Source organism: Acidobacteriota bacterium (assembly GCA_030774055.1).
Lineage (GTDB): Bacteria > Acidobacteriota > Terriglobia > Terriglobales > Acidobacteriaceae > JACPNR01.
In genome coordinates this window covers 1-14,518 of record JALYLW010000088.1, presented here as the reverse complement: position 1 = coordinate 14,518, position 14,518 = coordinate 1, and the positions used below count along the sequence as shown (strand labels likewise).

At 63.0% G+C, this 14,518-nt stretch carries 15 protein-coding genes and 1 tRNA gene; 9 read left to right on the top strand and 7 right to left on the bottom strand.

Annotated features, from left to right (window positions below; translation table 11 throughout):
* The first annotated feature begins 48 nt into the window (after positions 1-48).
* Positions 49-1,014, top strand: a complete 966-nt coding sequence (locus M3P27_07155; protein ID MDP9268090.1) for a transketolase family protein — start codon at positions 49-51, stop codon at positions 1,012-1,014.
* Between the two features lie 135 nt (positions 1,015-1,149).
* Positions 1,150-1,224: transfer RNA gene (locus tag M3P27_07150), tRNA-Glu, on the top strand.
* 19 nt (positions 1,225-1,243) lie between these two features.
* Here M3P27_07150 and M3P27_07145 read toward each other — a convergent pair.
* From M3P27_07145 to M3P27_07135, 3 genes are all read right to left on the bottom strand, one after another.
* Positions 1,244-2,803, bottom strand: a complete 1,560-nt coding sequence (locus M3P27_07145) for a serine/threonine-protein kinase (protein ID MDP9268089.1) — start codon at positions 2,801-2,803, stop codon at positions 1,244-1,246.
* 94 nt (positions 2,804-2,897) lie between these two features.
* Positions 2,898-3,287: a hypothetical protein gene (locus M3P27_07140; GenBank protein MDP9268088.1), complete on the bottom strand. Its 390-nt coding sequence runs from the start codon at positions 3,285-3,287 to the stop codon at positions 2,898-2,900.
* An 878-nt stretch (positions 3,288-4,165) separates the two neighbouring features.
* Complete coding sequence (locus M3P27_07135) at positions 4,166-4,327, bottom strand: hypothetical protein (GenBank protein ID MDP9268087.1); 162 nt, start codon at positions 4,325-4,327, stop codon at positions 4,166-4,168.
* Positions 4,328-4,606: 279 nt separating this feature from the next.
* On the opposite strand from M3P27_07135, the gene M3P27_07130 reads away from it, so the two are divergent.
* From M3P27_07130 to M3P27_07120, 3 genes are all read left to right on the top strand, one after another.
* Positions 4,607-4,927, top strand: coding sequence for a hypothetical protein (locus M3P27_07130; GenBank protein MDP9268086.1), 321 nt, complete (start codon positions 4,607-4,609; stop codon positions 4,925-4,927).
* Between the two features lie 123 nt (positions 4,928-5,050).
* Entirely contained in the window at positions 5,051-5,422 is a 372-nt protein-coding gene (locus tag M3P27_07125) for a PilZ domain-containing protein (protein MDP9268085.1), read from the top strand.
* A gap of 85 nt (positions 5,423-5,507) precedes the next feature.
* Entirely contained in the window at positions 5,508-6,239 is a 732-nt protein-coding gene (locus M3P27_07120) for a M15 family metallopeptidase (GenBank protein ID MDP9268084.1), read from the top strand.
* 108 nt (positions 6,240-6,347) lie between these two features.
* Here M3P27_07120 and M3P27_07115 read toward each other — a convergent pair whose 3' ends face one another.
* The gene (locus M3P27_07115) at positions 6,348-8,144 is read right to left on the bottom strand and encodes a DUF885 domain-containing protein (protein ID MDP9268083.1); all 1,797 of its coding nucleotides are present in this window, start codon (positions 8,142-8,144) and stop codon (positions 6,348-6,350) included.
* Positions 8,145-8,384: 240 nt separating this feature from the next.
* On the opposite strand from M3P27_07115, the gene M3P27_07110 reads away from it, so the two are divergent.
* From M3P27_07110 to M3P27_07100, 3 genes are read left to right on the top strand one after another with little or no spacing between them, the layout of a single operon-like run.
* The gene (locus tag M3P27_07110) at positions 8,385-9,104 is read left to right on the top strand and encodes an ABC transporter ATP-binding protein (GenBank protein ID MDP9268082.1); all 720 of its coding nucleotides are present in this window, start codon (positions 8,385-8,387) and stop codon (positions 9,102-9,104) included.
* A 22-nt stretch (positions 9,105-9,126) separates the two neighbouring features.
* The gene (locus tag M3P27_07105) at positions 9,127-10,518 is read left to right on the top strand and encodes an ABC transporter permease (protein MDP9268081.1); all 1,392 of its coding nucleotides are present in this window, start codon (positions 9,127-9,129) and stop codon (positions 10,516-10,518) included.
* Complete coding sequence (locus M3P27_07100; protein MDP9268080.1) at positions 10,515-11,432, top strand: esterase family protein; 918 nt, start codon at positions 10,515-10,517, stop codon at positions 11,430-11,432. The genes M3P27_07105 and M3P27_07100 overlap by 4 nt, the downstream gene beginning before the upstream one ends.
* Before the next feature lie 7 nt (positions 11,433-11,439).
* Here the strand turns inward: M3P27_07100 and M3P27_07095 are convergent, their stop codons facing one another.
* Positions 11,440-11,868, bottom strand: a complete 429-nt coding sequence (locus M3P27_07095; GenBank protein MDP9268079.1) for a hypothetical protein — start codon at positions 11,866-11,868, stop codon at positions 11,440-11,442.
* A 278-nt stretch (positions 11,869-12,146) separates the two neighbouring features.
* Here M3P27_07095 and M3P27_07090 point away from each other — a divergent pair, with 278 nt between their 5' ends.
* Complete coding sequence (locus M3P27_07090) at positions 12,147-13,769, top strand: CBS domain-containing protein (protein ID MDP9268078.1); 1,623 nt, start codon at positions 12,147-12,149, stop codon at positions 13,767-13,769.
* Positions 13,770-13,957: 188 nt separating this feature from the next.
* Here the strand turns inward: M3P27_07090 and M3P27_07085 are convergent, their stop codons facing one another.
* Both M3P27_07085 and M3P27_07080 read right to left on the bottom strand, forming a co-directional pair.
* The gene (locus M3P27_07085; GenBank protein MDP9268077.1) at positions 13,958-14,104 is read right to left on the bottom strand and encodes a hypothetical protein; all 147 of its coding nucleotides are present in this window, start codon (positions 14,102-14,104) and stop codon (positions 13,958-13,960) included.
* A 20-nt stretch (positions 14,105-14,124) separates the two neighbouring features.
* Positions 14,125-14,518, bottom strand: a 394-nt coding sequence (locus M3P27_07080) for a glycosyl transferase family 2 (GenBank protein ID MDP9268076.1), incomplete at its 5' end; no start/stop codon positions are given.

Sequence of the window (14,518 nt, the reverse complement as noted above, 5' to 3'; positions counted from 1 at the left end):
AGTCGGACAGTCTGACTGAATAGGAGCCCCTTGAATCCGACGGTACCCATGAAAGCGACGACGGCAAAATTCGAATTGAAGCTGGGCAAAGCGACGCGCGAGGCCTACGGCGAGGCGCTCGCCGAGATCGGGCGCAAGAACCCGAACGTGATCGCGCTCGACGCTGACCTGGCGAAGTCCACCTTCTCCGCCACCTTCGGCAAAGAGTTCCCCGACCGCTTCTTCACCGTGGGCATCGCGGAGGCGAACATGGTGGGGATCGCCGGCGGACTGGCGCTGAGCGGCAAGCTGCCGTTCGCGCATTCGTTCGCCGTCTTCCTGATGGACAAGGGCTTCGACCAGTTGCGGATGTGCGTGGCGTATCCGCACGTGAACGCGAAGTTCGTCGGGTCGCATGGCGGCATCTCGATCGGTGAGGACGGGCCGTCGCAGCAATCCGTTGAAGACCTGGCGCTGGCGTGCGCGCTGCCCGGGTTCGTCGTCATCCATCCCGCGGACGAGCACTCGGCGCGCGCGCTGGCGCATCGCATGGCTGAGCATGAAGGGCCGTGCTACATGCGTACCGGGCGGGCGAAGGCGGCCGTCATTTATTCGCCGAACGATACGTTCGAGCTCGGCAAAGCCAAAGTCCATGGCGATGGTACCGACTGCGCCATCATCGCGTGCGGCTTCGAGGTGGGATACGCGCTGCAGGCGCAGGCGCAGCTCGAGGACGAAGGCGTGAGCGTCCGCGTGATCGACATGCACACACTCAAGCCGCTGGACGACGATGCGGTGGCTCTGGCCGCGCGCGAGTGCGGCGCCATCGTCACGGCGGAAGAGCACCTGCTCGATGGCGGACTGGGCGCGCGCGTGGCGCAGGCGGTGGCGAAGTCGCGTCCGGTGCCGATGGAGATGGTCGGCGTGCGCGATACCTACGCCGAGTCGGCAACGCCCGAACAGCTGATGGAGAAATACGGATTGACCGCGCCGTACATCGTCAAGGCGGTGCGCGACGTGCTGAAGCGGAAGTGACCGCGCTTGGCGGGCGTCCGAGCCCGCCGCGGTCATGCTGAGCGGAGGTCGCCGGCTTTTTGGCGACCGCAGTCGAAGCATCCCTATCCCGCCAAAAATATCCGCTTTGTTATAATTTTCAAGTCCCACCAGCGTGGCGCTATCGTCTAGGGGTTAGGACGGAAGGTTCTCAACCTTCAAACCCGGGTTCGATTCCCGGTAGCGCTACCAAATCCCGCCAACGACATTGCTACGGCGGCGATTGAGCTTTCCTCCGGACTGTCTCTTCACGCACCTTCACATAGTCGGAGACCTCTGGCGCTAGCCGTATTGCCTGATCCAAGTCTTGGATGGCTCGGTCGTACTCGCCCTTCTCAGAGTATGACATGCCACGGAAACAGAAGGCGATGGCGGCGTCGGGCCGAAGTCTTATTGCCGCATCGTAGTCTTGGATCGCCCGGTCGTACTCGCGCTTGCTGTAGTACGCGCCGCCACGGTCGTAAAATGCCTCGGCGTAATCGGGCTTGATCCTGATGGCCTCGTTCAGTTCAGTGATCGCCCGGTCCAAGTCGCCGGTTTTCGCATGCTCTGCGGCGCGCTGATAGAAGACTTCGGCGGTTTCGGGTTTCACATCGGGAGTGACCTTTAAAGCGTTCCCGCCCCCCGGACTGCGGTTAAGCGCCACGATGCCGCAGACCGCGGCGATGATGACCACTACGAGAAAAACGTATCGCACCCATAGCCGTTTGTGGAGTGGCACCGGGGACGACGCAGGAGTGGGAGGCGAGGGCATCCGCTCGGGCGCAGTTTCTGCTATCGGCACGCCGACGATGGGCGTCAGCGGAGTCGGCGTCGGCGGCGAAACAGCCGGTGGAGTCCGCAGCGGATTCGACGGATGGACCACCGTGGGCGCGAGCGCCGGAGCGACTTCCGGAGCGATTTCCGGAGCTGAATACGCGGAGACGGCGGCGGCCGTCGCGCGGTGCGGCTTTTCCTCACAGATCTTCTTTGCCGCATCCAGCGCCTTCGCGAAGTTCGCAGCGGAGACAAAACGTTCTTCGGGCTTCTTCGCGAGCGCGGTGTGGAGCAGGTCGTCCAGCACACCCGGCGATACTGGCACGCGGCCGGACAGGGGCGGCACCGCTGCGGTGAGGATTTTCATCATGGTGGCGCCGGTGCTGTCGGCCTCGAAGGGGACAGCTCCGGTGAGCAGCTCATAGAGCACGATACCGGCGGAGAAGATGTCGCTGCGGCCGTCGAGCTGCTGTCCGTTGATCTGCTCGGGCGACATGTAGAAGACCGTGCCCATCACCTGGAGCGTCTTGGTTATGCGCTGGTCGCCGGCAGCGCGCGCGATGCCGAAGTCCAGGATCTTGGCGATCCCCTCGCGCGTGACCAGGATGTTGGCGGGCTTGATGTCGCGATGCACCACGCCACGCTCGTGCGCGTAGTGCAGACCGCGGGCGACTTGCGCCATGATGTCGACCGTTGCGGAGACGTCTGGAGGTCCGATCTGGGTCGCGATGCGGTCGGCCAGCGTCTGGCCTTCGAGGAACTCCATGGCGATGTACAGGCTGCCATCCTGCTCGCCGATGTCGTAGATCACGACGATGTTCGGGTGCTGGAGGCGTCCCGCAGCGCGCGCCTCGCGCTGGAAACGCGCGCGCAACTCGGCGCTCCCGTTGTCGCCGGCAGGGAGCACCTTCAAGGCTACGGTGCGGTCGATACTGGGGTCCGCGGCCTTGTACACCACGCCCATGCCGCCGCTGCCCACCTTCTCGACAACTTCGTAGCGCCCAAATCTCTGCATCAGTGCGCGGAGTGTACTACGGAGATCGGCGGTTCGCGGCGAGAACCAACGCTATGAATGATGACCTATGCAAAGCTTCCGAACAGAGGTTCGCTCAGGGTGTCTTGATGAATTGAACGTACAGGAGGTAGACCAAGGTGAGCACCGCAACGACAGCAATGCCGGTAAGGAAGGTGATGAAGACCTGGTGTGTATGAAAAGCGCATTTCCGGGCCCAAAAACGCGGTTTTGCTGAGAGCCACGCGTCGAACCCTTTCTTGATCTTGCCCTCGGCGGACTTGTAGCGATAAGAACCCATGGGATAAAGGGGGACATCGGCGAACGTGACCCAGAGGGTACGGATCACGGAGCCGCATTTCGGGCACTCTTCGGCGGCTCCGTAGAACTGCCGTCCAACTCCGTTGACGGTGGAGATATTTCCGGGGCTGCGGTCCGTCGATGCGGCCGTGCAGTCGGCACAGAAGATGCTTTCCGTCATTTCCATTCCGCATTCCTCCTCGAGACGAGCAGAGCAGAGTGAATATCATTCCCGCATGAAAAACATGTGCGGCGCCACGGGATGCGGCCATCACTATAGCCTCAATTGGGTCGAGGACGTCTCACGGAAATGCCGAGCCCCAGAGTTTTGCGTTAGGGATAAGTTGGTTGGCAGGCTAAAGCCCTGTTCCTGCCCTCTTTCCCGCTAACTTGAGCCGGTTTGCGTGCGTGAGGTCGCCTGGACCGTGAGCCCGCAGGCGAAATCCTGAGCGAGCGCAGCGAGTCGAAGGACCCTTATAAAAAAAACTTGTCAAGTGCAAATTTCTGTCATTTTCCCGCTAACCAGCTGAATCGCCTCACGATATGGTTGCAAGATAAATGTCCGGTTTACCCCTCCCAATAGCGCATACTGGATATAGGTGGGGTGTACCTAAGAACAGCCGCTCGCTACTAGCCGCTGGCGAGATTCAGTCCTGCTCTTTGAAAACATCAGTCATCAACCATCGGTGATCGAGGAAAATCGCCCATTGGGTAACCCAATCCCCCATTGGGTTACCCAATCCGCAAAGTGATGTTTCCAAACGGAAATGGGCAAAAGCACCCGGGGGGAGGGGGTAACCCGATCCGCCCGCCGCCGCTGTGGAAATCGCCCAGCGGGATACCCGATCGCTCATCGGGTATCACGATCCGTAACTTGATGAGGACAAACGGAAATCCCCCGGGGGAGGGGGGTAGGGGTGTATCACGATGGCGGTGCTGGGAAAACAACGTTTTCGGCCCCAGTTTCAATGCGGCGATTAGCAATCGTCGATCGGTGATCGGTGATCGTCAATCGCCGACCGACCCTGCCCAGAAAGCCAAGAGCCAACAGCCAAAGGCCGAGGCTCAGCCGTTGGCGAGGTGTCCGCCGTTAGCGACCGTGTCGGCGTCTTTCAGGGTGGATTCGGCGCGGCGCGGCTGGTCCATCTCCCGCTTCACGCGGGCGAGGGTCTGCTTGGCGGAGGTCTTCTTTACGGAGATATCCTGCACTTCAGGTGGCGTCTTCATCGGAGTCCTTGCGGCCGGGCGGGGGGAGAGGGTCGCCCTGGCGGGGAGGTGAAATGATTCGCATACCAGCAGCCTATCCGCGCCGCGCCCCAATGTCTGTGCTAATCCGACCACGGGGTCGGCGAAAGTTTTAGCAGGGGCTTCGAGAGATCACCCCTGAAATCAGGCGACAGAAACGCCGTTCCATATCGGGACGGCGTTTTCATGTGCGGGGCGAAAAACGTGGCAACAGTCGCTGCCGGCTGTTCCCATTGCAGCAGCAGGAAAATGAGGTTCCAGATGCTGCTTCCCCAGCCCCCGCGCCGTCTGCTCGCCGATAAGCTCGACTTCGCCTGTTTTATTGCCATCCTGGTGCTGTGCGGCGCGCTGGCAGTGTTGATCGGTACGGCGCAGCGCACCACGACGGCGGACTCGGTGTGGCCGCTGATCCCGATCCTGCCACTCGGGTTCTGGCTGAGCGCGATGACCCGGCTGCGGCAGCACTTAGAAGTGAGCGAGAACGAAGCGCGCCGCCAGCGGCACCTGCGGACCTTGACTCTACAGAAGCGAGCCTTTGCGCGCTCCATCCGCTCCCTCCGTTCCATTCGCGTAGCGGCCTAGGGCAACGTTACCGCGCGATTACCAACGTCATCTTGCGTTATCTAGCGAAACGGCGCATCCTGCCGCCACTGTTTCCCAAGGTTCCCCAGCGAGACCGAAGATCACAAAGATCAGTCACGGCAAATGGATGCCATGGAGAAGATGGACAAGCTCGTTCACCAGCACAAGACCGAGTCTCATTCGAAGACGCGACGCTGGTCGCGCTTCAAGGTCGAGGTGCGGGTGAAGGTGGTGCTGCCCAATCGCGGCGCCATCTACGGGCAGGGCAGCGACATCAGCGAGGGCGGCATGGCGCTGTTCGTGCCGACCGAACTCGAGACCGGCCAGACGGTGCAAGCGGAGATCCTGCTGCCCTACTGCCGCGAGAAAGTGATGCTGCGCGGGGTGGTGCGGAATCGCGACGGTTTTCGCTACGGGGTGGAGTTCTCCGCGCTGAGCGACCACGAGAAGCTGCTCATCGAACGGGTTTGCCGCGCGCTCGCCATGGTGCAATAAGGCGAAGCCGGCATCAACGCGAAGGATGACATTCTTGCTCTGCGTGTCACTGTCACTATCAAGGGCATGAGGTTACATTATTCAGATGCGGAAGATCTTTTGCACGGTCGCGTTGAAACTCATTCTCGGAGCCGCATGGCTCGCGGCGCAGCAGCCGCAGCAGCAGACGTTCCGCATCACGCCGGTGCGTCCGCTGGAGGAGCTGCGCGCGGAGGCGTTGCGAGCGCAGCCTCCGGTGGAGCAGGGCGAGTTCCGCAGGCCGGAACTGGTGGAGTTGAGCAAACTCGATCCCACCATCAAGCTCGACATCCGCTACGCCAGCGTCAACAATTTTCTGAGCACGCCGATGTACTCTCAGGCGCGCGCTTTCTTGCAGAAGCCCGCGGCCGAGGCGCTGGTGCGGGCGCATCGCAGACTCAAACCACGAGGCTACGGCCTGCTCATCCACGATGGTTACCGGCCTTGGTATGTGACGAAAATGTTCTGGGAGGCTACGCCGGCGGACAAGCACGTGTTCGTCGCCGATCCCAGCGAAGGCTCGCGGCACAATCGCGGCTGTGCGGTCGATCTCTCCCTCTACGACCGCAAGACCGGGCGCGAGGTCGAGATGCCGAGTGGATACGATGAGATGAGCGAGCGCTCGTATGCCGATTATCCCGGCGGGACGGACGAGCAGCGCCGGCTGCGCGGCCTGCTGCGCGCGGCGATGGAGAGTGAAGGGTTCAAGGTGTATCCGCAGGAGTGGTGGCACTTCGACTATCAGGATTGGAAGCTGTATCCGATATTGAATGTGCCGTTCGAGAAGCTGGGGAAGTAAAACCAAAACCCACCACAGAGACACAGAGGCACAGAGGAAGCGGATAGGAAACAATGCGGCGGCAAGATGCCGCCGCACCAGCCGGCGAGACGCCGGCGCTACCCTGGATCAGTTGCCGGTGTGTGCGGTCGGAGACTTCTTCTGCTGCGCGATCCAGGCGTTGATGCGCTCCTCGAGCACGTTCATGGGCAGCGCGCCCGCACCCAACACTTCATCGTGATACGCGCGGATATCGAACTTGTCACCCAGTTCTTTCTTCGCGCGCTCGCGCAGTTCGGTGATCTTCAACTGTCCGATCTTGTAGGCCAGCGCCTGCGCCGGCCAGGCGATGTAGCGATCGGTCTCCGATTGGATGTCGGGCTCATCCTGCGCCGAGTGGGCGTGGAAGTAGTCGACCACCTGCTGCCGCGTCCAGTGCTTGTAGTGCACGCCGCTGTCGACGACCAGGCGGATGGCGCGCAGCATCTCGTCCTGCAAGCGTCCGTAATCGGAGTACGGATCCTGATAGAAGCCGACCTCTTTGCCGAGACGCTCGGAGTACAGCGCCCATCCCTCGACGTACGCGGTGTAACCCGCCTGCTGGCGGAAGGGCGGCAGGGTGGGCAGCTCTTGCGCGATCGAGATCTGCATGTGATGGCCGGGAACACCCTCGTGATACGCGGTGGATTCGAAGCTGATGATCTTGCGGTCTTTGAAATCTCCGGTGTTCACCATGATGTGTCCGGGACGCGAACCATCCGGTGTGCCCTGGTTGTACTGCGCGCCGGAAGCTTCCTTCTCGCGGAACTCCTCGACCGGCATCACCACGACCTTAGCTTTCGGCAGCCGGCCAAAGAGTTGCGGCAGCTTGGCGTACATCTGCTCGGTGTACTTGCGGTAGTAATCAAGGATGTCTTCGCGCGACTTCGGCCGCAGGTTGGGATCCTTCTCGATGGCCGCGTTGAAGCTCTTCAGGTCCTGGAAGCCGAGCTGGTTGGCGATCTTCAGCATCTCGCCTTCGATGCGCGCCACCTCGTTCAACCCCAGCTGGTGCACATCCGCGGGCGCCATCTCGGTGGTGGTGAGGTTCTTGATGGCAGCGCGATAACGCGCTTCGCCGTCGGGCAGCGACCACAAGCCTTCATGCTCGCGGCCGTGCGGCGCGTAGTCGTTGCGCACGAACGCCCCGAACTTCACGTAAGCGGGCAACACCGAGTCTTTGATGGCGCCGAGCACGCCGGCGGAGAGCCGTTGCTTGTCGGCCGCGGAGAAGGTAGCGGGGAACTTCTTGAGCGGCATGGCGAAGGGTGATTGTTCCGGCGTCTGCTTGGCGATGCGGTCGGACTGGTCGGCGACCTTGAGCAGCAGGAACTTCGGCGGCATGAGCTGGTCGCGCATGCCGTTGCGCATCTGGATCCCGGTCTCGTCGAACGCGCGGGGGATCTGCTTGAGGCGCGCGATGTAGTCTTCGAAGTCTTTCACCGTGTCGAAGGGGAGGAGCTGCACCAGCTGGGGCGCGTCCAGATGGATGCCGAAGAACTGATTCACCGGCATCTCCCAATTCTTGAAGTGCGCATTGTCGAGCGCGCGCGAGAGGTCGCGGACCATCAAGCGCTGATTGAGCTGCTCCTGCTCGGGGAAGCCGGAGGTGTCCACGGCGCTGAACTTGTCGAAGAAGATCTTGGTCTGGCGCAGGTCTTCGTCGATGGCCGGCTGCGAGAAGTCGCTGAGCTTATCGTTGTAGCGCTTGTCGCCCAGGATGGAAGCGAACTCGGGATTGGTCCGCAAGGTGTACTCCCACTGTTCTTTCAACAAGGAGTCAAGCTGCTTGCGGTTGGCGTCCACGGATTCTTTGGTGTGCGGTTGCGCCAGCAGCAGCGGCGCGGCGATGGTGAGGGCGAGAAAAAAGACAACCAGATTTCGCATGCAGTCCTCGGGCACTTAGACGGCGCTCCTCGGAAATGGTAACAGGGGGAATGGGACCAGGAGCGCCGGAGCGCCTTAGCGCCTTAGGACTGGATACGCAAAGCCAGGCCGGAGGGTTCAGGTCCCGGAGAGCTCACTGGCGTGAGTGGCGGGGCGTGAGTGGCGGGGCGCCAGAGCGAGGAACTTTGCGTCCACGGGGCGCGTAGTAACATCTGTAAGGATCGTCTATTAAAAATCCCCATGGCAGCGGTCCCGAACCAGCCGGCAGTCCACGCAGCGAACGTCTCCCGCCACTACACCATGGGCGAGGCAGTGGTGCGCGCGCTCGATGGCGTGAGCCTGGACGTGGCCGCCGGTGAGTTCGTCGCGTTGCTGGGCAGCTCGGGCTCGGGGAAATCCACGTTGCTGAACCTGATCGGGGGACTCGACCGGCCGACCGCAGGCTCGGTGACCGTGATGGGGCGCGACCTCGCGCAGCTGGCTTCAGCCGAGCTCGCCGCCTACCGGCGCAACACCGTTGGCATGATCTTCCAGGCCTTCAACCTTGTTCCCACCATGACGCTGGCGGAGAACGTGGAACTGCCCATGCGCTTTGCCGAGGTCGCGCGCGAGCGCAGGCCGGAACTGGTGCGCGCGGCACTGGAACGTGTGGGGCTGGGCGCGCGGGCAAAACACCGTCCCAGCGAACTTTCAGGGGGCGAGCAGCAGCGCGGTTCCATCGCGCGCGCGCTCGTCAATAGACCGGCATTGTTGCTGGCCGACGAGCCCACCGGGAACCTCGACAGCCATACCGGCGCCGAGATCTTGAACTTGATCCAGGAACTGAACCGCGAAGGCATGACGGTGGTGCTGGTGACGCATGAGCGCGCACTCGCCGAGCGCTACGCCACGCGACTGGTGTTCCTCTCCGACGGCAAGATCGTCGCGAGCGAGCCGGCGGAAGTGACGGCACTTAGGTGAGTACAGCATCGGTGAGCAGACCATGAAGAGCTACGACCTGATCGAGCTGGCCGGGCGCAACCTGCGCGAATCCGTGCTGCGCAATGGGCTCACGACGGCGGGGATCGCGGTGGGCGTGGCGTCGCTGGTGGCGATGCTCTCGCTCGGCATCGGATTGCAAGCGCTCGCCGACCGCAACCTGAACCGCTCCGGCATCTTCGACACGGTGGCAGTGTTTTCGAAGCGCGATTTCCTGAGCTTTGATTCGAGCGAGCGGCAGCAGCAGAAGACCATGTCCAACGAGAACGCGCGCGCGCTCGACGAAACCACGCGGGCCGAGATGGCGAGACTGCCGGGCGTGACCGAGGTCTATCCCGAGATGCGCTTCCAGACGGAGGTCGTCTACGAAGGGCATTCGCAGTTCTCGACCGTTGCCGGCCTGCCGATGTCGGCCAAGCAGAGCGACGCGTTCGACGACGTGCAAGGCAAGTTCTTTTCCGGTCCGGAGGCGGAAGAGGCGGTCATCCATGAGGATTTCGCGAAACGCATCTCGCCGAATGCCTCGCCGCTGGGCAAGCAGATCGTGCTGCGCTATGCCGAGCGCGCGCCATTGAACGCAGACAAGGGGAGGGCAGATAAGGGGAACGCAGACAAGGAGGCCACGGGCGCCGCCTCCGGCGAAAACTCCGCAGACGACGGCGGCTTCTCCGTGATCCGCAAAGAGCGGACGCTGACCATCGTGGGCATCGTGAAGCAGGAGCCCTACGGGGGCTGGCGGAATTTCGCGCGCGGACGGGTGTTCATCCCTAACGCGGTGGCGGAAAAGCTGAATGTGCTGCAGCCTTCGGCGCTGCGCGATGCGGTAGCCGCGAGCGGCAAGCCGAGCTACAGCAGCCTGCTGGTGCGCGTGGCCAAGCCGGGCGAGGCGCAGGGCGTACAGGAAGCGATCAAGAAAATGGGCTTCACCACGTGGTCGGCGCTCGACGCCACCAAGGGATTGCGGCGCTTCTTCGTGGTGCTCGACCTCTTCCTCGGCATCTTCGGATCGCTGGCGGTAGCGGTGGCGTCGCTGGGGATCATCAACACGCTGGTGATGGCGATCCTGGAGCGGCGGCGCGAGATCGGGATCATGAAGGCCATCGGCGCGAGCGATGCCGACGTGAAGACGCTGTTCTTTGCCGAAGCAGGCGTGATGGGATTTGCCGGCGGCGCGCTCGGCGTGGCCCTGGGCTGGGTGATCGGCCGCGTCATCAACTTCGGCACCAACTACTACCTCGCGCGCCAGGACTTGCCGGCGGAAAATCTCTGGCTGGTGCCGTGGTGGCTGGTCGCGGCGGCCATCGGATTCGCGGTCCTGGTGAGCCTGGTCTCAGGCCTCTACCCCGCGGCGCGCGCGGCCAAGCTCGATCCGGTACAGGCGCTGCGCTACGAATGAGCGTCAGTCGGAACAGTTGCCGTCTGAAACATTTCCTTCCGCTGGTGCTGGTGTGCGCGGCGCTTTGCGCGTGGACGCCGCCGGCGTTTGCGGCGGCACGGGCCGAGTGTGCCAGCGTGCAGAGCGCCATCCTCGGGCGCAGCGTGAAGTATTGCGCATTGCTGCCGGCGAGTTACGACACCGCGAAGCAGCGACGCTATCCCATCCTCTATCACCTGCACGGGCTCGGCGACAACGAGCAGTCGTTCATCCAGACAGGCGGGTGGAACGTGATCGAGAACATGCAGGCGCGCGGTGAAATGACGGAGTTCATCACCGTGACGCCGGCGGGCGGCATGAGCTTCTACATCGATTCGCGGGATGGACGCGTGAAGTACGAGCAATTCTTCCTGCGCGAGTTCCTGCCCGCGATGGAGAAGAAATATCGCGTGCAAGCGGGACGCGCGGCGCGCGGCATCAGCGGCATCTCGATGGGCGGCTACGGCGCGCTGCACCTGGCGTTCAAGTACCCGCAACTGTTCGGCTCGGCGAGCGCACACAGCGCGGCGATATTCGTGAATCCGTCAGGAGACTCGCGCCTCATCACCGGCGGCCGCTTCGACGTGATGGGCATGGTCTATGGTTCAACCGGCAATGGCTCGCCCATCGACAGGGCGTTCTACGCGAAGAATAGTCCGCTGACGCTGGCGCGCGAACACGCGGCGGGTTTGCGTGGCATGAAGATCTATTTCGATTGTGGGACGGAAGACGGCTACGGTTTTGACGCTGGGACGCGCGCGCTCGATGCCGAGCTGACCAAGCTGAAGGTGCCGCACGAGGCGCATCTGTATCCCGGCCGGCACGATTGGGTGTACTTCGCCGAGCACCTGCCGGCGTCGCTGAAGTTCCACGCGCAGGTCTTCTCCGGGAAATAGTTCCTTCCTACTTTTTCTTCAGCCAGATATCGCGCAGATAGAGCGAGGCCTTGATCCAGCTCTCGTTCACGCTCTCGATGGGGAGCTGCAGGATGCCGGCGGCGTCAACGGCGGAGAAGTCCAGCGTGGAGCGCAGGATGAAGACGGCGCGGTCACTGGGCGGAAGCAGCGGCAGGATGTCCTCGAGCTCTTCGGTGTCGGGAAAGCGGGGCTCCGTGCGGTCGAGCTTGATGGATTCCGCGATGGCGTTGCGCATGAGCTTGCGCGGCATCTTCGAGACGATGAGCGGCTCCTGCTCACGCACGTATTGGACGAAGGCTTCCTGCGTGGCCAGCTCGGCGCTCTCGTCTTCACCGAGGAACATCCGGCAGAAGCCGTAGATGGAGCGGTTCCAGCGCTGGTAGAACTCGTGAAAGTCTTGTTCGTCGATGGACATGCAGAGTCGCCGATTATTGCAGAAACCAGAGTAGTCGTGGGAAGCGAGGGCGTTGTCCCGCGTCAGAGATTCGCGTCCCGCAGATCCCGCCCGCGAACTCCTAGCTACTAACTACTAACTCCTCTCCGTTTTTCTTTATGCCAGCGATAAAAAGTTTGGATTGGTAATCCGCAGGCCATCCGGGCCAGGATGCCTGGATAAGGGATACGCGGATAAGTGTTGCGCGGATAAGTTCGTTCCAGCCGTGAGCGTCCGGAAGCCTGCTCGGAGGTGAGTTGGTGGAGACGAACGTATATTGGCTGTGGCTGCTCTCCATGGGCAGTTTGATCTTTCTCATGCAAGCCGGGTTCTTCCTGCTCGAAGGCGGGCAGGTGCGCTCGCGCGACGTGGCCAACGTGATGATGAAGATGACCGGCCACATGGGCGTGGGCATCATCGTCTTCCTGCTCTTCGGCTTCGCCATCAAGCAGTACGGATGGCCACTGGCCGCGCTCCCCAATGGCTGGCACGCGCCGTGGCAGTTCATCTCCGATGGCGGCCACTCCATCGCCTTCTACGTCTCGCTGATGTTCGCGCTGGTCTCGTGCGCCATCCCCAGCGGATGTTTCTCCGGCCGCATGAAGTTCTCCGCCTACCTGCTGTTCGCCGCGCTCTACGTCGGCGTGATCTATCCCGTCTTCGCCTACATCCTGTGGAATGGCCCGCTGGCGCGCCTGGGCGTGCAGGACTACGCCGGCTCGCTGGGCGTTCACGCCGTCGGCGGCATCGTCGGCCTCGTCGGCGCAAAGTTCCTCGGGCGGCGCAAGACGCCGGCGACGGCGCACGATGTCCCGATGATGGGACTGGGCGCGATGATGCTGATGTTCTGCTGGTTCGGGTTCAACCTGGGCTCGGTCCCGAGCTACGGGAACATGGCCGCGGACCTGCCGTTGGTGGCCATCAACACGCTGGCGGCGATGGCCGGCGGCATCATGGGCTCGATGGCCGGCACGTGGGCGCAGAATGGCAAGGCGGACCCGATCATCACGCCCAACGGCGGACTCGCAGGCGCGGTGGCCATCTGCTCGGGCGTGCACCTTGTGCATCCCATCTACGCCATCCTGCTGGGCGTGGTGGCGGGCGCGCAGATTCCGTGGACAGCAAGATTCATCGCCAAGAAACTCGACATCGACGATCCCTGCGGCGTGGGCCCGGTCCACATGACGCCCGGACTGCTCGGCGGCCTCGCCGCCGGATTGTGGGCGCCGATGATCCCCAACGGTTTTCATGGCTACACCGTCCACTTCCTGCCGCAGCTGATCGGCACGGTGACGGCGATCGCGTACGGGCTGGTCGCTTCCGTCGCGCTTTTCTGGCTGCTGCAGAAACTCTTTGGATTGCGCGTCAGCGCGGACGAAGAACTCAGCGGGCTCGACGTGGCCGAGCATGGCATGGCGGCGTATCCGGAATTCTTTCCCGAAGCGGGCCCGCGCACGACGCCGCTGCACGTGCTTTCCGCCGTCCGCGTGGACCAAGTGATGACCGCGCCGGCGACGGTGCGCGTGGGCGACACGCTAGAGACGGTGCAGGAGCTCATGTTCAGCCGCGAGGTCTTTGCCGTGCCGGTGCTGAACCCTTACGACGAGCTTTGCGGCATCATCACCATGGCCGACGTGACCAAGATCGCGCGCGAGGAGCGTAGCCGCGTGGCGGTGGCGGCGGTCTACACGCGTGAGGTGGAGTCGGCGTTTCCCGACCAGACCATCCACGAGATCGTGGAACGGATGCGCGAGCGCCACCTGGCGAATTTCCCGGTGGTCTCGCGGCGCGAGGAGCATCGGCTGCTCGGCATGGTGAGCAAGACGGACATCGTGCTGGCCTACCGAAGGATCGCGATCGGAGACGCCACGTCGGGAGATTGACTTGGCGGTGGAGGCCCTGCTTTGCGGCCCCCTTCTTTTCGGCCCGTTGTCTCGGACCAAGCGGACTGCCATGGACGGGCGGGACGATCATGTCTCGCCCATTTTTGTGTGGGCTGCAACGCGGGTGGACTACGACTGCATTGGCGGACGCGTAGCCCGCCCCCGCGGCCTCAGCGACGACAGCGACCTTAGCGCGACGAGATGGCGTAGCGCACGAGCACGCCTTCCACGTAGGTGACGTCGACGAGATTGTCCGGCGTCGCGTAGCGGTATTCGCTGGAGCGCAGGCCGTCGCCACTGGTGTTCTGGGTGAGCAGCTGGCCTTTGCCGAGCATCGCAGCTCCACCTTGCGTGCTTACGCGTCCTGGTGGCGGCCCTTCCACTCGCCGCCCCGTCCCGACCAGTAGCGCAGCGCGGAGTGAATGGTCGCGCCCAGGTAAAACAACGCGGCGAGAGGTAGAGTGAGCGCCCAGAGCGGGTTGCGGCGATAGGTGCGGAGGGCAGGGAAATAGCTGACCAGCATGAGTGCGGCCGCGGCGGCGCCGAGGGCGATGGCGAGCGGCGGGTGCGAGAAAAGCAGGGCGATGGGCGCCACGTAGAGCACCAACATGCCGAGGACAGCGGCGAGTAGCAGAACGGACGAATGACGCAGCTGGTTGAAGGCCGTCCGCGAGATCATGCGTCCGACGGCGGCGAGTGTCCCATAACCGCGCAGGCTGCGGGACTCTGAGGTGGGGCCGAGCCAGAGC